The following is an 18,746-nucleotide window of genomic DNA, read 5'->3' as shown; positions in this document are numbered from 1 at the left end:
GGTGAGCCGATCGAGCCGGCTCAGCGAGTAGCTAGTGCGCCGGGGCGCTGCCGTTCTCACGGCCCGCGCCCGGCTGGGGCACGAGCAGGAACTCGACTCCGCCCTTCTCGTCCACTGCCGCGTCGAGGATCTTGTCGTCCAGCGTGGCAGCCGCGTTCTGCTCCAGGAACACCCGGGCGCCGCTCTCCTCCAGCACCTGGTCGCCCTGCAGCGGCGATTCGGTCGTCGTCACGGCCAGCGCGGGATCGTTCGGGCTGTCCTGCGAGATCCGGACCCCGGCACCCTCGGGAGCGCCCTCGACGCCCGTGATGCTCTTGATCACCAGAGTGGCGTTCTCAGTCAGGGTAAGCACTGCTTCTCCTAGCATCGATTGCGGTGAACCACCCCCGTGCCCCACGCCCTGATCCACAAACATCCCGTCGGCGCCCGCTCGCCCCGAGGCCGCGGAAGACCGGCAGCAGCCGCCGGAAAGTCGAGTGCGCCACGGCGACGGGGTGGTGTCTGATGGGGCTATGACGATTCGGTTGCAGACGCCCGCGGTCGACGGGCTGGCGCGGTTGGTGGAACAGCTGGGGGAGTGGCAGAGCGAAGAGGGACCCGTGCAGCTGCACCCGGGCGACCTCGGCTGGTTCTGGCGGTTCGGGGACGAGCGGGCCGCCGGGGCGGTGCGCGTGTGGGAGCGCGACGGCCGGACACTCGCGATCGGGATGCTGGACGAGCCCGATCTGCTGCGGCTCGCCTACGCACCGGACCTCCTCGGCGACGAAGAGCTGAACCAGCGGATCCTCGAGGACTGCCGCGAGCCGGACCGCGACGTACTGATCGAGGGCAAGGTCTACGTCGAGGCTCCGGCGCACGCGCTGCTGCAGGAGTTGCTGGCCAAGGACGGCTGGATCCAGGACGACCCATGGCAGCCCCTTCGTCACCACCTCGCCGATGGGACGGAGCAGTCGGCTCTGACGATCGAGGTGGTCGGGCCGCAGAGTGCTTCCGAGCGTGTGGCGCTGCAGCGCGCCTCCTTCGACGGCTCGACCTTCTCCGACGATCGCTGGCACGCTATGGCCGCCGGCTCGGCGTACGCGACGGCACGCTGCCTGGTCGGCCGCGACGAGCACGGCGTCGGGGTCGCCTGTGTGACCGTGTGGTCGGCAGGTGAGGGAAAGCCCGGCCTGATCGAGCCGATGGGCGTGCACCGCGACCACCGCGGCCGTGGGTACGGCGAGGCGATCACGCGCGCGGCGGCCTCGAAATTGCGGGAGCTCGGCGCGTCGACCGCCCTGGTCAGCACGCCGGCCTCCAACATCGGCGCGGTCTCGACCTACCAGGCGGGCGGTTTCGAGCCACTGGCGCTGGTTCGCGACATGTACCGCCCCGGCTAGCCGGGCGGCTACTCGGCTAGCTCGTCGGCAGCGCGGAGCACCCGGAGGATGTTGCCTCCGGCAAGCTTCGCCAGGTCCTGGTCGCTCCAGCCGCGATCGGCCAGGGCGTAGAACAGCGACGGGTACGACGCGACGTCCGGCAGCCCGTCGGGAAACTCCGGGCAGCCGTCGTAGTCGCCACCCAGCCCGATGTGGTCGACCCCGGCCACCTCGCGCACGTGCTCGACGTGCGCGACGACGTCGTCGAGCGTGATGCGCGGCTTCGGTACGTCGTAGGCCTCCTTCAGCTTCCTCTGCTCGGCCGGCACCAGCGGATCGAGCTCGAGCCCGCCGGCCACCTCGCGCGCTCCGGCGACCCAGTCGACGTAGGCCTGCGAGACGAAGTACGGCACGAAGGTCACCATGCACACGCCGTCGTTGCCGGTCAGCGTCCGCAGGACGTCGTCGGGCACGTTCCGCGGTACGTCGCAGACCGCGCGCGCCGAGGAGTGGCTGAAGATCACCGGGGCGTTCGTCACCCGCAGCGCGTGCCGCATGGTGTCGGCCGAGACGTGCGACAGGTCGACCAGCATGCCGATCCGGTTCATCTCCCGGACGACCTCCTCGCCGAACGAGTTCAGCCCGCCGAGCACCGGCTCGTCGGTCGCCGAGTCGGCCCAGGACACGTTGTTGTTGTGGGTGAGCGTCATGTACCGCACGCCGAGCGCGCGCATCACCCGCAGCACGCCGAGCGACTCACCGATCGAGTGGCCGCCCTCCATCCCCATCAGCGAGGCGATCCGGCGCTCCTTGAAGGCGGCGTCCACGTCGTCGGCCGTGGCGGCGAGCTGCAGCGACTCGGGGAAGCGCGCGACCATCCGCTGCACGAAGTCGATCTGCTCGAACGTCCGGCGGACCGCGTCGCCGTCCTGCGGCACCCACAACGACCAGAACTGCGCCGCCACCTGGCCGAGCCGCAGCCGGGGGAGATCGGTGTTCAGCCTCGGCACCGAGATGCTCAGGTCGTGGGCGTCCAGGTCGTACCCGGCCAGCTCGTAGAAGGCGATCGGCAGATCGTTGTGGCCGTCGATCAGCGGATGGTCCTGCAACAGTCCCTGCACCCGGGCAACACTGGAGGTCATCCCGACATCTTGTCAGGATTGTCCACCTCCCGCACCGCGTGGTCGGGGCCGTCGGCGGGATGCGGGACAATGCTGCTGTGGACACCGAAGAACTCACCTTCGACTCGGCCGGGCTGATCCCCGCGGTGGTGCAGCAGTACGACACCCGCGAGGTGCTGATGGTCGGCTGGATGAACGCCGAAGCCGTCCGCCGGACCGCGGCGACCGGGCGCGGCACCTTCTGGTCGCGCAGCCGCCAGGAGTACTGGGTGAAGGGGGAGACCTCCGGGCATCGCCAGCACGTGAAGCAGATCCTGGTCGACTGCGACGCCGACACCCTGCTGGTCCTGGTCGATCAGGAGGGTCCGGCCTGTCACAAGGGCACCCGGAGCTGCTTCGAGCACGGTGAGATCGAGGTCCAGGCATGAACTCTCCCGACCTGGAGACCTTCCGCGAGTACGCCAAGGACCGCCGGGTCATCCCGGTGACGCGACGGCTGCTCGCCGACGCGGAGACCCCGATCGGCGTCTACGGCAAGCTCACGGCCGAGCGCGAGGGCACCTTCCTGCTGGAGTCGGCGGAGAACGGCGGCGTCTGGTCGCGGTACTCGTTCATCGGCGTCCGCAGTGCCGCGACGCTGACCGAGCGCAACGGCGAGGCGGTCTGGACCGGCAAGCCGCCGGTCGGCCTGCCGCAGACCGGTGATCCGCTGCAGGCGCTGCGGGAGACGCTGGAGATCCTGCACACGCCGCGGCTGCCCGACCTGCCCCCGCTGACCGGTGGCATGGTCGGCTTCCTCGGGTACGACGCGGTCCGCCGGCTGGAGAAGTTGCCGGACACAACGACCGACGACCTCGGGCTGCCCGAGCTGACCTTCCTGTTCGCCACCGACCTGGCCGCGCTCGACCACGAGACCGGCGAGATCTGGCTGATCGCGAACGCGGTCAACTGGGACGACTCCGACGAGCGGGTGGACGAGTCGTACGCCGACGCCGTCCGCCGGCTCGACGCGATGGAACGCGATCTGGCCCGGCCCACCCCGTCGTACGTGGTGAAGGCCGACCGCGGCGCGCTGCCAGACCCGCACCGGCAGCGCTCCAGCGCGGAGTACCGGCAGGCAGTGGAGACCGCCAAGGAGGAGATCCGGGCGGGTGAGGCGTTCCAGATCGTCGTCTCGCAGCGGTTCGAGCTGCAGACCTCCGCGAGCGCCCTCGACATCTACCGGGTGCTGCGCCGCTCGAACCCGAGCCCGTACATGTACCTCGTCCGCCTGGACGGCTTCGACATCGTCGGGTCCAGCCCCGAGGCGCTGGTCAAGGTCACCGACAACAAGGTGATCCTGCACCCGATCGCCGGCACCCGCCCCCGCGGCGGCACGCCGGAGGAGGACCGGGCGCTGGAGGAGGAGCTGCGCGCCGACGCCAAGGAGCGCGCCGAGCACCTGATGCTGGTCGACCTCGGCCGCAACGACGTCGGCCGGGTCTGCGCGCCCGGCACGGTCGAGGTGGTCGACTTCATGGACGTCCGCCGGTACAGCCACGTGATGCACCTGGAGTCGACCGTCACCGGCCGGCTGCAGGCGGGCAAGACCGCCTTCGACGCGCTCACCGCGGCCTTCCCGGCAGGGACGCTGTCGGGAGCACCGAAACCGCGGGCGATGGAGATCATCGACAAGCTGGAGGTCACCCGCCGCGGCGTGTACGGCGGTGTGGTCGGCTATCTCGACTTCGCCGGTGACGCCGACACGGCGATCGCCATCCGGACGGCGGTCCTGCGCGGCTCGACGGCCTACGTCCAGGCCGGTGCCGGCATCGTCGCGGACTCGGACCCGGCCTCGGAGGACGCGGAGTGCCGCACCAAGGCCGCCGCGGTGCTGAACGCCATCGCCGTCGCCGGAACGTTCTCCGAGGTCTGATGCGCTCCCAGCGACTGGTCGATCTGCTGGCCCTGGTGGCGCTGGCGTTGCTCGCGCTCGCGGCGTACCTGAACTGGTCGATCGCCGACCCGGGTGGCGGCAGACCGGTGGTGAACTTCAAGGGCCATGACGTGACCCGGGCGCCGGTCACGCTGGCGCTGGCCTCGGCCGTGGCCGTCATCGTCACCAAGCTCGCCGGAACGGCGCTGCGCCGGGTGCTGGCCGCGCTGATGGTCGTGCTCGGGGTCGCGGCGGTCACGGTGGCTCTCCAGGTGCGCCCGGCGGTCGCCGAGCTGGGCAGGCAACGGCCCGAGCTCAGCGAAGCGGTGACCGACTCGGTGTCACTGAGTACCGGTCCGGCGCCCTGGCTGGCGCTGGCAGGCGGCATCGCCCTGATCGCGGCCGGGATCGTTGCCGCGCTGACGGCGCACCGATGGCGGCGTGCCACCCAGCGGTACGAGCGTGATCCGGCCGTGACACCGGCGGACCAATGGAAGGCGATCGACGCAGGTGAGGACCCGACGGTCTGACTGTCGGAGGCAACCGCCACAATAGGACGGGACGACGACGAGGAGTGGGCCCAACGATGGACAAGACGACGACGGATCAACCGGTGAGCTACGAGAGCGACGAAGCTCACGCGGGCGGGCACCACGGCAGCACTCCGGCTGCGTGGACCGCCGTAGTGATCGTGCTGGTGGGTTTCACCCTCGGTGCCATCGCGATGGTGATGGGCCCGAACTGGCTGTTGTTCTGGATCTCGGTCGGGATCGCCCTTGCCGGCGGCCTGGTCGGCAAGGTGATGCAGCTGCTCGGCTTCGGTGCCAAGTCCAGCGACCACTCCTGACGGACGGACCGAATCATGACTGTGCTTGACGACATCCTCGCCGGGGTCCGGGAGGACCTCGCGGAGCGCCAGGCGCGAACCAGCCTGGACGACCTGAAGCTGGAGGCGCAGCGCAAGCCTGACGCCAAGGACCCGATGCCGGTGTTCCGCGGCGACGGGATCGCGATCATCGCCGAGGTGAAGCGGTCCAGCCCGTCCAAGGGTGCCCTGGCCGACATCGCCGACCCGGCGGCGCTCGCGTTCGAGTACGCCGAGGGCGGTGCCGCCGCGATCAGCGTGCTGACCGAGGGACGCCGCTTCGGTGGCAGCCTGGAGGACCTGCGCGCCGTCCGCGGCCGGGTCGACGTACCGGTGCTGCGCAAGGACTTCATCGTGTCCTCCTACCAGCTCTGGGAGGCCCGGGCGGCCGGAGCCGACATGATCCTGCTGATCGTCGCCGCGCTCGAGCAGGAGGCGCTGGTCTCGCTGATCGAGCGGGCCTCCTCGATCGGGCTGACCCCGCTGGTCGAGGTGCACGACGAGGAGGAAACCCTGCGTGCGGTGGACGCGGGGGCTCAGGTGATCGGCGTCAACAACCGCAACCTGAAGACGCTCGAGGTGGACCGCTCGACCTTCGCGCGGGTCGCGCCGGTGATCCCGACCAACCTGATCCGGGTGGCGGAGTCCGGCGTCCGGGGTCCGCATGATGTAATCGAGTTCGCGCGCGCCGGGGCCGATGTCGTCCTCGTCGGTGAAACCCTGGTGACCGGCCGCGATCCGCGGGCCTCGGTCGCCGATCTCGTCGCTGCGGGATCGCACCCCGCCATCCAGCAGCGTCACTAGACGTCGAGATTCCCCTGCTCAGGCAGGGGAAATTCTCTGGAAGGCCAGACATGACTGCTGTGTTGCCCGACCAGCTCGGGCACTTCGGCCGCTTCGGCGGCAGGTTCATGCCGGAGGCGCTGATCGGCCCGCTCGACGAGCTGACGGCCGCCTGGCAGGAGGCCATGGCCGACCCCGCGTTCACCGGTGAGTTCGGCCGGCTGCTGCGCGAGTACGCCGGCGTGCCCAGCCTGCTGTTCGACGCGACCCGGCTGTCCGAGGTCGCCGGGGCCAGGATCCTGCTCAAGCGTGAGGACCTGAACCACACCGGCGCGCACAAGATCCGCAACGTGCTCGGCCAGGCCCTGCTGACCAAGCGGATGGGCAAGACCCGCGTCATCGCCGAGACCGGTGCCGGTCAGCACGGCGTCGCCACGGCGACCGCCTGCGCCTACCTGGACCTCGAGTGCGTCGTCTACATGGGCGAGGTCGACACCGAGCGGCAGGCGCTGAACGTGGCGCGGATGAAGCTGCTCGGCGCCGAGGTGATCCCGGTCAAGACCGGTAGCCGCACGCTGAAGGACGCGATCAACGAGGCCCTGCGCGACTGGGTCTCCAGCGTCGACAACACCCACTACCTGCTGGGTACGGCGGCCGGTGGCCACCCGTTCCCCGCGATGGTGCGCGACTTCGTCCGCGGCATCGGCGACGAGGCACGGGCCCAGTCGCTCGAGCTGCTCGGCCGGCTGCCCGACGCGGCGGTCGCCTGCGTCGGTGGCGGGTCGAACGCGATCGGCCTGTTCGCGGCGTTCGTCCCGGACAGCAACGTGAAGCTGTACGGCATCGAGGCGGGTGGCGACGGCTACGAGACCGGGCGGCACGCGGCGACGATCACCGCCGGGCAGATCGGCGTACTGCACGGTGCTCGGTCCTACCTGTTGCAGGACGAGGACGGGCAGACCATCGAGTCGCACTCGATCTCGGCCGGACTGGACTACCCGGGCGTCGGTCCGGAGCACTCGTGGCTGGCGGAGACCGGGCGGGCGTCGTACCGGCCGGTGTCGGACGCGGACGCGATGGAGTCGCTGCGGCTGCTGGCCAAGACCGAAGGCATCATTCCGGCGATCGAGTCGGCGCACGCGATCGCCGGCACGCTGGAGATCGCCAAGGAGCTGGGCCCGGACGCGACCATCCTGGTCTGCCTGTCCGGCCGCGGTGACAAGGACATGGACACGGCCGGAACCTGGTTCGGCCTGATCGACGGGGACGGCAAGGCATGAGCGACGAAGTTGCCCTGGGCAACGACGGCCGGGGTCGTTCCGGGCAGGCGATCCGGAAGGCCAACGACGAAGGTCGCGCCGCGCTGGTCGCCTATCTGCCGGCCGGCTACCCGACCATCGACGGTGGGATCGACGCGATCAAGGCGCTGGTCGACGGCGGTGCCGACGTGCTCGAGATCGGCCTGCCGTACAGCGATCCCGTGATGGACGGCATCACCATCCAGCGCGCCGCCGAGACCGCGCTCGCCAACGGGCTGCGCACCCGCGACGTGCTCGCCACGGTCGAGAAGATCGCGGCGTACTCCGACGTGCCGGTGCTGGTGATGACGTACTGGAACCCGATCGAGCGGTACGGCGTGGACCGGTTCGCGGCCGACTTCGCCGCCGCCGGGGGAGCGGGGCTGATCACGCCCGACCTGATCCCCGACGAAGGCGCCGAGTGGATCGCGGCGGCCGACAAGTTCGACCTCGACAAGGTGTTCCTGGTCTCGCCGTCCTCGACCGACCAGCGGATCGCGTTCACCACTGCCAACTGCCGCGGCTTCGTCTACGCGACCGCGGTGATGGGCGTCACGGGCGCTCGCGAGCAGGCCTCCGACCTGGCTTCGCCGCTGGTCGCCCGGACGAAGGCGACCACCTCGATCCCGGTCGGCGTCGGTCTCGGGGTCTCCAACGGGGACCAGGCGGCGGGCGTCGCGGCGTACGCGGATGCCGTCATCGTCGGTTCGGCCTTCGTGAAGGCGCTGGACGCGGGCGGTGCGGCCGGCGTACGGGAACTGGCCGAAAGTCTGGCCGAGGGCGTCCGGCGGGAACCCCGCAAGCTCCTCGACCGTTAACCCACTCGTGAGTCGAACCAGGAACGCGGCCGTTTTCTTCGCCGCGGTGGCTCTGCTTGCCCTCGTGGGCTGCAGCGGCGGGCAGAAGCAGACAGCGGACAACCCCGGCGGGGCCATCATCAGGACCCCGGCAGGGGATCCGAACGGGTTGCGGGGAGCAACCCTGGACCGGCCGTACGCGTTACCGGCCAAGGTGCTGACCGATACCGGCGGCAACGAGTTCAACCTGGTCACCTCGACCAGGAAGCCGGTCACGCTGGTGTTCTTCGGCTACACCAACTGCCCGGACGTCTGCCCGACCGTGATGGCCGACGTCGCGTCGGCGCTGACCAAGCTGGACGAGTCGGTGCGGGACCAGGTGCAGGTGCTGTTCATCACCACCGACCCGTCGCGTGACACCGGGCCGGTGATCCGCAAGTACCTGGACCGGTTCGATCCGGCGTTCGTCGGGCTGACCGGGTCGCTGGGCTCGATCAAGGAGATCGCCAAGGCGGTCGGCGTACCGGTCGAGGGGATGAAGAAGCTGCCGTCGGGTGGCTACGAGGTCGGTCACGGCGCGCAGGTGCTCGGGTTCGGCAAGAACGACAAGGCCGGTGTGCTCTGGCTGTCGAACGCGGCGATCGGTGACATGGCGCACGACTTCGGCAAGCTGGTGGAGGACAACCGGTGAAGGTCTGGTACCCGTGGATCTCGCTGGTCGCGAGACTGGCTCTCGGTGGCGTGCTGCTGGTCGCCGGCGCGCTGAAGGTGACCGATCCGGAGGCCGCGACCCAGGCGGTCCGGGCCTACGAGCTGCTCCCGCAGGGATTCGACGGCATCGTCGGGTTGCTGCTGCCGTTCCTGGAGATCGTGATCGGGATCCTGCTGATCGTCGGGTACGGCGTCCGCCCGGCGGCCGTCGCGGCCGGCGTTCTGATGCTGTTGTTCATCGCCGCCGTGGCGTCTGCCTGGGCCCGCGGCCTGGCGATCGACTGCGGCTGCTTCGGCGGTGGCGGTCAGGTCGCGCCCGGCGAGACGAAGTACCTGCAGGAGATCCTGCGCGACGTCGGCCTGGTGGCACTCGCGGCCTGGTTGTTCGTCAAGCCGTTCAGCAAGTTCGCTCTGGAAGCGGAACCTCACACCCCGACAGGAGTCACAGCGTCGTGAGCAAGTCCAAGGGTCGCGGCAAAGGTGCTGCCAACCGTCCGGTCAAAGGTCCGTCGAAGCCGGTGGCCAACCCGCTGGTGCAGCCGAAGAAGCGCCGGATCGGGCCGGGCATCGTGATCGTCGGCATCGTGGTGCTTGCGCTGGTCGCGGCCGTCGGCGTCGACTACTGGCGCAAGAACTCGTCGGTCGAGGTGAGCTCCGACGGCCGGGTCGAGCCGGCCATGATCACCGCGCCGGGCAAGAGCGGTGAGGGCGTCACGGTCGGCAAGGAGGGCGCGAAGACGCACATCGACGTGTACCTCGACTTCCGCTGCCCGCACTGCGCGGAGTTCGAGCGCGAGACCGGGCCGGCGATCGACGCGCTGGTCGAGGACGGAACCGCCACGCTGACCTACTGGCCGATGGACTTCGTCAACCCCGAGGCGTCGCCGCGGTTGGCCAACGCCTTCGCAGCGGCTGCCGCGAACGGCAAGGCGCTGACCTACGCCGACGAGATGTTCGAGGACTTCACCAAGGCCTGGACGACCGACCAGCTGCTCGAGCTGGGCAAGAAACTCGGCATCGGTGACGCGAAGTTCGAGGCCGCGGTCAAGGACAACAGCTACAAGGGCTGGCTGGACTCGATCTCCGACGCGTCCACCAAGCGCGAGGTGACCGGGACCCCGACGGTCTTCGTGAACGGCAAGCGGCTGGACGGCGAGCAGTTGACCGTCGACGGCATCAAGGCCGCCGTCAGCGGGATCAGCTGACCCGCTCCGTTCCCAATCGTGACCACGGGTCGGTGGTCGCGGTCGGGGCGGGACGGGTAGATTCCCGACTGCCATGTCTAGTCAGCTGCCTGCCGTGATCGTTCCGGCGTTCATTCCCAGTCCCAGCCAGGGCGTCTGGCACCTCGGCCCGCTGCCGTTGCGTGCCTACGCCATCTGCATCCTGATCGGCATCTTCGCCGGCTACTGGCTCGGCCGGAAACGCTGGGTCGCCCGCGGTGGCTCGGCCGAAGTACTGGCCGACGTGATCATGTGGGCGGTGCCGTTCGGCCTGGTCGGCGCGCGGATCTACCACGTGCTCACCGACGCCGAGCTGTACTTCGGTGAGGGCAAGCACCCGATCGACGCGCTGAAGATCTGGAACGGCGGGCTGGGGATCTGGGGCGCGGTCGGCTTTGGAGCCCTCGGCGCATGGATCGCCTGCCGCCGTCACAAGGTGCCGTTCCTGGCGGTCGCCGACGCGATGGCGCCGGGCATCGCGCTGGCGCAGGTGATCGGCCGCTTCGGCAACTACTTCAACCAGGAGCTCTTCGGGCGCCCGACCAACCACTGGTGGGGCCTGGAGATCGACCCGGTGCACCGGCCGGACGGCTTCCAGGACTTCGGCACCTTCCACCCGACCTTCCTGTACGAAGCCCTGTGGAACCTCGGCGTGATCGCCCTGGTGATCCTGGTCGGCCGCCGCTACAAGCTCGGCCACGGTCGCGCCTTCGCGCTGTACGTCGCCGGCTACTGCGCCGGGCGCGCCTGGATCGAGAACCTCCGGATCGACACGGTCAACGAGTTCGCCGGCCTCCGCCTGAACGTCTGGACGTCCATCGTCCTCTTCGTCCTCGCCGTCGCGTTCTTCGTCGTCTCCGCCCGGCTCCGGCCAGGCCAGGAAGACGTCTCCGCCCCGGCCGGCGACCCCGCCCCGACCGACAGCGCCGCTGCCACCGCGGACGAGCCGGCCGCTTCCGCTACAGACGAACCGGCCGCCACCACCGCGGACGAGGCTGCAAACTCCACCACCGCAGACGAGCCGGCAAACTCCACCACCCCGGACGAGCCTGCAAACTCCATCACCCCGGACGAGCCGGCAAACTCCACCACCGACAAGGCTGCAGCCTCCGCCGCCTCTGTTACACACTCCGCCGCTCCCACTCATGGTTCATCGGACGAGATCGCCTCGACCAGCAATCCGTCTGCCGCCGACCACCCCACCGCCGGCTCGTCGGTCTCCACCGCTTCTGTCACCAAGCCGGTTGTCGAAGAGGTCGGCCCGCACAGCCCCGTGGAGGGAGACAGGCCGGCACCAGACGGGTCCCGTGACTGACAGCAGCACCTCCGCGGCCGGCGACGAAGAGGTTTCTTCGGCGCCGGCGCCCGCGGTTTCCGAGCACACCAACGACCACCAGCATCGGGATGTCACCGGGGGCTGGCTGCGGCCCGCGGTGTTCGGAGCGATGGACGGGCTGGTCTCCAACTTCGCGTTGATCGCCGGGATGGACGGCGGCACCAAGAGCGGCTCCGGGTTCGTGGTGCTGGCGGGGCTGGCCGGACTGGCGGCCGGTGCGTTCTCGATGGCGGCGGGGGAGTACACCTCGGTCGCCTCGCAGCGGGAGCTGGCGCGCGCCGAGATCGAGGTCGAGCGGCGTGAGATCCAGCGGCACCCGGGCGAGGAGGAACGCGAGCTCTCCGAGACCTATCAGCACAAGGGTCTCGACCCGGAGCTGGCCGACAAGGTCGCCCGGCAGTTCCACGCCGACCCGGACCAGGCGCTCGAGGAGCACGTCCGCGAAGAACTGGGGCTCGACCCCAACGACCTTCCCTCACCGGTGGTCGCGGCGGCGTCGTCGTTCGTCTGCTTCGCCATCGGCGCGCTGATCCCGCTGTTGCCTTACCTCCTGGGCGCCTCATCGGTCCTCCCGGCCCTGATCATGTCGCTCACCGCCCTCTTCATCTGCGGAGCCGTCGTCAGCCGCGTCACCACCCGCTCCTGGTGGTACTCCGGTCTCCGCCAGCTCCTGCTCGGCGGCGCCGCCGCGGCCCTCACCTACTTCGTCGGCACCCTCGTCGGTCCGGGCATCGGCTAGCCTCTCGCGGGTGTTTCCCGCGACGATCGACGACCAGCCCGCGCAGTACCTCGACCAGGTGGGCACGGTGTTCGCGAGGTTCGACACCCAGGACTCCGGCAACCTCTCGTACGGCGTCGAGATCGCAGGTCAGCGGTACTTCGTCAAAACCGCGGGCGACCCCGCAGACCCGAAGCCGATCTCCGGTTTCGAGCGGCGCGAGCGAGTACTGCGCAACGCAGCCGCGCTGGCCGAGTCGATCAGCCACCCGCTGCTGCCGGAGTACCACGGACTGATCGAGTCAGCAGGAAGCCGTCACCACCAGATATCCCAGCTACGACTTGTTCCACGCCTCCTGGCGCGCCGCTGCAGCCACCACTGACCCCCGGATTTAACCCGCGGATGTCACTATGGGTAGACGCCGCAGTGAGCGTTTGCTTACAAGCTGTAGCGAAGCTCGGTTGTGGAATGTGAAAGGCGTCCCGGCGGTGGAATGTGTGTCCAGCCGGTGGGCGTCATGAGGTAGTCTCGGGACTCCCGGCTTGGGCCAGTGTTGTCCCGCGGCCAGTAGTTGACCGTAGGACGACGGGAGCCCCTGAATGTATGGTCGCGCCCCCCTTTCGAAGTGGCAGAGGCCCAGCGAGGGCCTGTACGACGGCCGCAACGAGCACGACGCGTGTGGTGTCGCCTTTGTCGCGACCCTGACCGGTGAACCGAGTCACGACATCGTGGCCAAGGCTCTGACCGCCCTGCGCAACCTGGAACACCGTGGTGCCTCCGGTGCCGAGCCGGACTCCGGTGACGGCGCCGGCATCCTGATCCAGATCCCGGACGCGTACTACCGCAGGGTGTGCGACTTCGAGTTGCCGGTCGCACGCAGCTACGCGACCGGTATCGCCTTCCTCCCGCAGGACCCCGACGACGCCGCCAAGGCGATCGCCCGGATCGAGGAGCTCGCGGCCGAGGAGAACCTCGACGTCCTGGGCTGGCGGGAGATGCCGACCGCTCCCGAACTGCTCGGTGCCACCGCCCGCTCGGTGATGCCGACGTTCCGGCAGCTGTTCGTGACCGCCAAGACCGGCCGGGTGCTCGGCCTGGCGCTGGAGCGGATGGCCTTCCGGCTGCGCAAGCGCGCCGAGAAGGAGACCGACACCTATTTCCCGTCCCTGTCGGGCCGCACCATCACCTACAAGGGCATGCTGACCACCGACCAGGTGGACAAGTTCTTCCCCGAGCTGACCGACCCCGACCTCGCCTCGGCGATCGGGATCGTGCACTCGCGCTTCTCCACCAACACGTTCCCGTCCTGGCCGCTCGCGCACCCGTACCGGTACATCGCCCACAACGGCGAGATCAACACCGTGCAGGGCAACCGCAACTGGATGCGGGCCCGCGAGGCGCTGCTCAGCAGCGACCTGATCCCCGGTGACCTGGAGCAGGTCTTCCCGATCTGTACGCCGGGCGCGTCCGACTCGGCCTCGTTCGACGAGGTGCTCGAGCTGCTGCACCTGGGCGGCCGGTCGCTGCCGCACGCGATGCTGATGATGATCCCGGAGGCGTGGGAGAACGCCACCACGATGAACGCCGAGCGCCGCGCGTTCTACGAGTTCCACTCCACCGTGATGGAGCCCTGGGACGGACCGGCCTCGGTGGTCTTCTCCGACGGCACCAAGGTCGGCGCGGTGCTCGACCGCAACGGCCTGCGCCCCTCGCGGTACTGGGTCACCGAGGACGGCCTGGTCGTGCTGGCCTCCGAGGCCGGCGTGCTCGACATCGACCCCGCCACGGTGGTGCAGAAGGGCCGCCTCGAGCCCGGCAAGATCTTCCTGGTCGACGTCGAGGGCCACCGGATCATCACCGACGACGAGGTGAAGTCGGCGCTGGCCGCCGAGCACCCGTACGACGAGTGGCTGCACGCCGGCCTGATCCGGTTCGAGGACCTGCACGAGCGCGAGCACGTCGTCCACAGCCACGCTTCGGTCACCCGCCGCCAGCAGGTCTTCGGCTACACCGAGGAAGAGCTGCGCATCCTGCTCACGCCGATGGCGAAGCTGGGCACCGAGCCGATCGGCTCGATGGGCACCGACACCCCGATCGCGATCCTGAGCGACCGGCCCCGGCTGCTGTTCGACTACTTCGCGCAGCTGTTCGCCCAGGTCACCAACCCGCCGCTGGACGCGATCCGCGAAGAGCTCGTCACCTCGCTGTCGTCGTCGCTGGGCCCCGAGGCGAACCTGCTCGACCCCGGCCCGGCGTCCTGCCGTCAGGTGGTGCTGCCGTTCCCGGTGATCACCAACGACGAGCTTGCCAAGCTGCGCCACATCAACCTGGACGGCGATCTGCCGGGCCTGGCGACGACCGTGCTGCGCGGTCACTACGAGGTCGAGGGCGGCGGCGCTTCGCTGAAGGCCCGGCTGGACGAGATCTGCGCCGAGGCCGACGCGGCGATCGCCGGGGGTGCCCGCATCCTGGTGCTGTCCGACCGGCACTCCAACGCCGAGCACGCGCCGATTCCGTCGCTGCTGCTGACCGCCGCGGTTCATCACCACCTGGTGAGGGAGAAGACCCGTACCCAGGTCGGTCTGGTGGTCGAGGCCGGTGACGTCCGCGAGGTTCACCACGTCGCCCTGCTGATCGGCTACGGCGCGGCCTGCGTCAACCCGTACCTGGCGCTCGAGTCCGTCGAGGACCTGTGCCGCCGCGGCACCTACCTGCCGGGGATCGAGCCCGAGCAGGCGATCCGCAACCTGGTGAAGTCGCTGGGCAAGGGCGTGCTCAAGGTGATGTCGAAGATGGGCGTCTCCACCGTCGCGTCGTACACGGGGGCCCAGATCTTCGAGGCCAACGGGCTGTCGGCCGACCTGGTCGACACCTACTTCACCGGTACGTCGTCCAAGCTCGGCGGCATCGGCCTCGACGTCATCGCCGAGGAGGTCCGCCGCCGGCACCTGCGCGCGTACCCCGCGGACGGCATCGTTGCGGCGCACCGCAAGCTCGAGGTCGGCGGCGAGTACCAGTGGCGCCGCGAGGGCGAGCAGCACCTGTTCGACCCCGAGACCGTGTTCCGGTTGCAGCACTCCACCCGCACCGGGCGGTACGACATCTTCAAGCAGTACACGTCCCGCGTCGACGAGCAGTCGGAGCGGTTGATGACGCTGCGCGGACTGTTCGCCTTCAAGTCGGGGCGCGAGCCGATCTCGATCGACGAGGTCGAGCCCGTCTCGGAGATCGTCAAGCGGTTCTCGACCGGTGCGATGAGCTACGGCTCGATCAGCGCCGAGTCGCACACCACGCTGGCGATCGCGATGAACCGCCTCGGCGGCAAGTCCAACACCGGTGAGGGTGGCGAGGACTCCGACCGCCTGCACGACCCGGAGCGCCGGAGCTCGATCAAGCAGGTCGCGTCGGGCCGCTTCGGCGTCACCTCGGAGTACCTGACCAACTCCGACGACATCCAGATCAAGATGGCGCAGGGCGCCAAGCCCGGCGAGGGCGGGCAGCTGCCCGGCCACAAGGTCTACCCGTGGGTGGCCAGCACCCGGCACTCGACGCCGGGCGTCGGCCTGATCTCGCCGCCGCCGCACCACGACATCTACTCGATCGAGGATCTCGCCCAGCTGATCCACGACCTGAAGAACGCCAACCCGCTGGCCCGGATCCACGTGAAGCTGGTCTCCGAGGTCGGGGTCGGCACGATCGCGGCCGGGGTCAGCAAGGCGCACGCGGACGTCGTACTGATCTCCGGTCACGACGGTGGTACCGGTGCCGCACCGCTGACGTCGCTGAAGCACGCCGGCGGACCGTGGGAGCTCGGCCTGGCCGAGACCCAGCAAACCCTGCTGCTGAACGGTTTGCGCGACCGGATCGTCGTCCAGACGGACGGTCAGCTGAAGACCGGCCGGGACGTCGTCGTGGCCGCCCTGCTCGGCGCCGAGGAGTACGGTTTCGCCACCGCTCCGCTGGTCGTCTCGGGCTGCATCATGATGCGCGTCTGCCACCTGGACACCTGCCCGGTCGGCGTCGCCACCCAGAACCCGGTACTGCGGGAGCGGTTCGCCGGCAAGCCCGAGTTCGTCGTCAACTTCTTCGAGTTCATCGCCGAGGAGGTCCGTGAGTACCTGGCCGAGCTGGGATTCCGGACGCTGAACGAGGCGATCGGGCACGCCGACGTCCTGGACATCCAGCGTGCGGTCGACCACTGGAAGGCCGACGGGCTCGACCTGTCGCCGATCCTGCACGTGCCCGCGCTGCCGGAGGGTGCTTCGCGGCACCAGACCGTGCTGCAGGACCACGGCCTGGACAAGGCGCTCGACAACGAGCTGATCCGGATCTGCGGGCCGGCCATCGACAACGGCGAGCCGGTCCGGGCGCAGCTGCCGATCCGGAACGTGAACCGGACCGTCGGCACCATGCTCGGCAACGCGATCACCAAGAAGTACCGGGCCGCCGGGCTGCCCGACGGCACCATCGACCTGACCTTCACCGGGTCGGCCGGCAACTCGTTCGCCGCCTTCGTCCCCCGCGGGGTCACGCTGCGGCTGGAGGGCGACGCCAACGACTACGTCGGCAAGGGCCTGTCGGGTGGCCGGGTGGTGATCCGCCCGGACCGCGAGGCGCGGTTCGACGCCGCCGACCAGATCATCGCCGGCAACGTGATCGCGTACGGCGCGACGTCGGGTGAGCTGTTCATCAACGGTGGCGCGGGGCAACGGTTCTGTGTCCGGAACTCCGGTGCCACCGCCGTGGTCGAGTCGGTCGGCGACCACGCCTGCGAGTACATGACGGGTGGCCGGGTCGTCGTCATCGGCGCGGTCGGCCGCAACTTCGCAGCGGGCATGTCGGGCGGCGTTGCCCACGTGCTCGACCTGGACTCCGCCCTGGTGAACCCGGAGCTGGTCGACCTGCTCCCGCTCACCGAGGCCGAGTCCGAGCTGCTGCAGGACCTGGTCCGCAGGCACCACGAGGAGACCGGATCGGAACGGGCGGCCAAGCTGCTCGCCGACTGGCAAGCGGCCGCTGCACGGTTCACAACAGTGATGCCTCGTGACTACGCCCGTGTGCTGGCAGCCAAGGCGGCTGCCGAACGCGACGGGCTGGACGAGGACGCCACCACGCGAGCGATGATGGAGGCCATCTGATGGCTGACCCGAAGGGATTCCTGACCACCCCGCGCGAGGTCGCCGAGCGCCGTCCGGTGGAGGAACGCAAGAAGGACTGGAAAGAGGTCTACCCCGGTGGACCGGGCAAGGCGCTGCTGCCGATCATCGGCAAGCAGGCCGGCCGCTGTATGGACTGCGGGATCCCGTTCTGCCACACCGGCTGCCCGCTGGGCAACCTGATCCCGGAGTGGAACGACCTGGTCTGGCGCGACGACTGGACCGGCGCGATCGAGCGGCTGCACGCGACCAACAACTTCCCGGAGTTCACCGGGCGGCTGTGCCCGGCGCCCTGTGAACCGGCCTGCGTGCTGGGGATCAACCAGGAGCCGGTGACGATCAAGAACGTCGAGGTCGCGATCATCGACAAGGCCTGGGAGTCCGGCGACGTCCGGCCCCAGCCGCCGGAGTGGCTGACCGGCAAGACGATCGCGGTCGTCGGCTCCGGCCCGGCCGGGCTCGCCGTCGCCCAGCAGCTGACCCGGGCGGGGCACACCGTCGCGGTCTACGAGCGCGCCTCGGCGCCGGGTGGGTTGCTGCGGTTCGGTATCCCGGAGTTCAAGATGGAGAAGGCGCAGGTCGAGCGCCGGATCCAGCAGATGAAGGAAGAGGGCACGGTCTTCCGCTCCGGCGTCAACGTCGGCGTGGACGTCACCGGCACCCAGCTCAAGCAGCGCTACGACGCCGTCGTGATCGCCACCGGCGCCACCGCGGCGCGCGACCTGCCGGTACCGGGCCGTGAGTTCGCCGGGATCCACCAGGCGATGGAGTACCTCCCGCAGGCCAACCGGGTCGCGCTGGGGGAGACGGTCGAGGACCAGATCCTTGCCACCGGCAAGGACGTGGTGATCATCGGCGGTGGCGACACCGGCGCGGACTGCCTCGGTACTGCGCACCGCCAGGGCGCCCGCAGCGTGACGCAACTGGAGATCATGCCGCGGCCCTCCGACGAGCGGCCGGACGCCCACCCGTGGCCGACGTACCCGATGATCTACCGGGTCGCCTCGGCGCACGAGGAGGGCGGCGACCGGGTCTACGCGGTCTCGACCAACAACTTCGTCGCCGATGCCGACGGCAACGTTTCTGGTCTGGACCTGATCGAGGTGGAGCTGGTCGAAGGCCGGTTCACGCCGGTCGAGGGCTCCGAGCGCACCATCCCCGCGCAGCTGGTGCTGCTGGCGATGGGCTTCCTCGGTCCGGAGAAGGAAGGCTTCCTGGAGCAGCTCGGCGTCGAGCTGGACGAGCGCGGCAACGTGAAGCGCGACAAGTCCTACCAGACGTCGGTCGACGGTGTCTTCGCCTGCGGTGACGCCGGCCGGGGCCAGTCGCTGATCGTCTGGGCGATCGCCGAAGGCCGCTCCTGCGCGGCCGGCGTGGACGCCCTGCTGACCGGTTCGTCGACCTTGCCGACACCCATCCCACCCACCGCTCGCCCCTTGGTCGTCTAGCAGCTAGGGGTGGGTTA

Annotated in this window: 18 protein-coding genes; 16 read left to right on the top strand and 2 right to left on the bottom strand. The window is 69.6% G+C overall.

The genetic code is table 11. From position 1 onward, the window contains the following. Positions 1 to 31 precede the first annotated feature (31 nt). Positions 32 to 352, bottom strand: a complete 321-nt coding sequence (locus OX958_RS20760) for a Fe-S cluster assembly protein HesB (protein WP_270130688.1) — start codon at positions 350 to 352, stop codon at positions 32 to 34. Positions 353 to 512: 160 nt separating this feature from the next. Here OX958_RS20760 and OX958_RS20755 point away from each other — a divergent pair, with 160 nt between their 5' ends. Then, complete coding sequence (locus OX958_RS20755; protein WP_270130686.1) at positions 513 to 1,379, top strand: GNAT family N-acetyltransferase; 867 nt, start codon at positions 513 to 515, stop codon at positions 1,377 to 1,379. A gap of 8 nt (positions 1,380 to 1,387) precedes the next feature. Here the strand turns inward: OX958_RS20755 and OX958_RS20750 are convergent, their stop codons facing one another. Next, entirely contained in the window at positions 1,388 to 2,500 is a 1,113-nt protein-coding gene (locus OX958_RS20750; RefSeq protein ID WP_270130685.1) for a dipeptidase, read from the bottom strand. 77 nt (positions 2,501 to 2,577) lie between these two features. Between OX958_RS20750 and hisI the strand changes: the two genes are divergently transcribed. The 15 genes from hisI to OX958_RS20675 all read left to right on the top strand — a co-directional run bounded on the left by hisI (position 2,578) and on the right by OX958_RS20675 (position 18,729). Beyond that, complete coding sequence (gene hisI, locus OX958_RS20745) at positions 2,578 to 2,907, top strand: phosphoribosyl-AMP cyclohydrolase (RefSeq protein ID WP_270130683.1); 330 nt, start codon at positions 2,578 to 2,580, stop codon at positions 2,905 to 2,907. Further along, the gene (locus OX958_RS20740) at positions 2,904 to 4,394 is read left to right on the top strand and encodes an anthranilate synthase component I (protein WP_270130682.1); all 1,491 of its coding nucleotides are present in this window, start codon (positions 2,904 to 2,906) and stop codon (positions 4,392 to 4,394) included. The genes hisI and OX958_RS20740 overlap by 4 nt, the downstream gene beginning before the upstream one ends. Next, complete coding sequence (locus OX958_RS20735) at positions 4,394 to 4,924, top strand: Trp biosynthesis-associated membrane protein (protein WP_270130680.1); 531 nt, start codon at positions 4,394 to 4,396, stop codon at positions 4,922 to 4,924. The genes OX958_RS20740 and OX958_RS20735 overlap by 1 nt, the downstream gene beginning before the upstream one ends. A gap of 56 nt (positions 4,925 to 4,980) precedes the next feature. Beyond that, on the top strand, positions 4,981 to 5,241 hold the full coding sequence (locus OX958_RS20730; RefSeq protein WP_270130679.1) for an HGxxPAAW family protein: 261 nt from the start codon (positions 4,981 to 4,983) through the stop codon (positions 5,239 to 5,241). A gap of 15 nt (positions 5,242 to 5,256) precedes the next feature. Further along, a complete protein-coding gene (gene trpC / locus OX958_RS20725) occupies positions 5,257 to 6,063 on the top strand; it encodes an indole-3-glycerol phosphate synthase TrpC (RefSeq protein WP_270130678.1) in 807 nt (268 codons plus the stop codon). A 50-nt stretch (positions 6,064 to 6,113) separates the two neighbouring features. Further along, positions 6,114 to 7,322, top strand: a complete 1,209-nt coding sequence (gene trpB / locus OX958_RS20720; RefSeq protein WP_270130677.1) for a tryptophan synthase subunit beta — start codon at positions 6,114 to 6,116, stop codon at positions 7,320 to 7,322. Further along, positions 7,319 to 8,158, top strand: coding sequence for a tryptophan synthase subunit alpha (gene trpA / locus OX958_RS20715; protein ID WP_270130676.1), 840 nt, complete (start codon positions 7,319 to 7,321; stop codon positions 8,156 to 8,158). Before trpB ends, trpA begins: the two co-directional genes overlap by 4 nt. Before the next feature lie 7 nt (positions 8,159 to 8,165). After that, on the top strand, positions 8,166 to 8,828 hold the full coding sequence (locus OX958_RS20710) for an SCO family protein (RefSeq protein ID WP_270130674.1): 663 nt from the start codon (positions 8,166 to 8,168) through the stop codon (positions 8,826 to 8,828). After that, positions 8,825 to 9,304: a MauE/DoxX family redox-associated membrane protein gene (locus OX958_RS20705; protein WP_270130672.1), complete on the top strand. Its 480-nt coding sequence runs from the start codon at positions 8,825 to 8,827 to the stop codon at positions 9,302 to 9,304. Before OX958_RS20710 ends, OX958_RS20705 begins: the two co-directional genes overlap by 4 nt. Next, on the top strand, positions 9,301 to 10,053 hold the full coding sequence (locus OX958_RS20700) for a DsbA family protein (RefSeq protein ID WP_270130670.1): 753 nt from the start codon (positions 9,301 to 9,303) through the stop codon (positions 10,051 to 10,053). The genes OX958_RS20705 and OX958_RS20700 overlap by 4 nt, the downstream gene beginning before the upstream one ends. A 73-nt stretch (positions 10,054 to 10,126) precedes the next feature. Beyond that, entirely contained in the window at positions 10,127 to 11,386 is a 1,260-nt protein-coding gene (gene lgt / locus OX958_RS20695; protein WP_270130669.1) for a prolipoprotein diacylglyceryl transferase, read from the top strand. Beyond that, positions 11,379 to 12,146 (top strand): VIT1/CCC1 transporter family protein, encoded by a 768-nt coding sequence (locus OX958_RS20690; protein WP_270130668.1) that lies wholly within the window; start codon positions 11,379 to 11,381, stop codon positions 12,144 to 12,146. The genes lgt and OX958_RS20690 overlap by 8 nt, the downstream gene beginning before the upstream one ends. 10 nt (positions 12,147 to 12,156) lie before the next feature. Beyond that, entirely contained in the window at positions 12,157 to 12,507 is a 351-nt protein-coding gene (locus OX958_RS20685; RefSeq protein WP_270130666.1) for a hypothetical protein, read from the top strand. 217 nt (positions 12,508 to 12,724) lie between these two features. Further along, on the top strand, positions 12,725 to 17,263 hold the full coding sequence (gltB, locus tag OX958_RS20680; protein WP_270130665.1) for a glutamate synthase large subunit: 4,539 nt from the start codon (positions 12,725 to 12,727) through the stop codon (positions 17,261 to 17,263). After that, positions 17,263 to 18,729: a glutamate synthase subunit beta gene (locus OX958_RS20675; protein ID WP_270130663.1), complete on the top strand. Its 1,467-nt coding sequence runs from the start codon at positions 17,263 to 17,265 to the stop codon at positions 18,727 to 18,729. Before gltB ends, OX958_RS20675 begins: the two co-directional genes overlap by 1 nt. The last annotated feature ends 17 nt before the right edge of the window (positions 18,730 to 18,746 follow it).

The organism is Kribbella sp. CA-293567 (genome assembly GCF_027627575.1).
Classification (GTDB): domain Bacteria; phylum Actinomycetota; class Actinomycetes; order Propionibacteriales; family Kribbellaceae; genus Kribbella.
Note: the sequence above shows the minus strand (reverse complement) of the source record. Positions and strands in the feature narration are given on the sequence as shown.

Excerpts from the sequence above, each read along its gene's own strand:
- OX958_RS20755 (WP_270130686.1), top strand. The coding sequence starts at position 513 with ATGACGATTCGGTTGCAGACGCCCGCGGTCGACGGGCTGGCGCGGTTG.
- OX958_RS20750 (WP_270130685.1), bottom strand. The coding sequence starts at position 2,500 with ATGACCTCCAGTGTTGCCCGGGTGCAGGGACTGTTGCAGGACCATCCG.
- OX958_RS20740 (WP_270130682.1), top strand. The coding sequence starts at position 2,904 with ATGAACTCTCCCGACCTGGAGACCTTCCGCGAGTACGCCAAGGACCGC.
- OX958_RS20735 (WP_270130680.1), top strand. The coding sequence starts at position 4,394 with ATGCGCTCCCAGCGACTGGTCGATCTGCTGGCCCTGGTGGCGCTGGCG.
- OX958_RS20730 (WP_270130679.1), top strand. The coding sequence starts at position 4,981 with ATGGACAAGACGACGACGGATCAACCGGTGAGCTACGAGAGCGACGAA.
- trpC (WP_270130678.1), top strand. The coding sequence starts at position 5,257 with ATGACTGTGCTTGACGACATCCTCGCCGGGGTCCGGGAGGACCTCGCG.
- trpB (WP_270130677.1), top strand. The coding sequence starts at position 6,114 with ATGACTGCTGTGTTGCCCGACCAGCTCGGGCACTTCGGCCGCTTCGGC.
- trpA (WP_270130676.1), top strand. The coding sequence starts at position 7,319 with ATGAGCGACGAAGTTGCCCTGGGCAACGACGGCCGGGGTCGTTCCGGG.
- lgt (WP_270130669.1), top strand. The coding sequence starts at position 10,127 with ATGTCTAGTCAGCTGCCTGCCGTGATCGTTCCGGCGTTCATTCCCAGT.
- gltB (WP_270130665.1), top strand. The coding sequence starts at position 12,725 with ATGTATGGTCGCGCCCCCCTTTCGAAGTGGCAGAGGCCCAGCGAGGGC.
- OX958_RS20675 (WP_270130663.1), top strand. The coding sequence starts at position 17,263 with ATGGCTGACCCGAAGGGATTCCTGACCACCCCGCGCGAGGTCGCCGAG.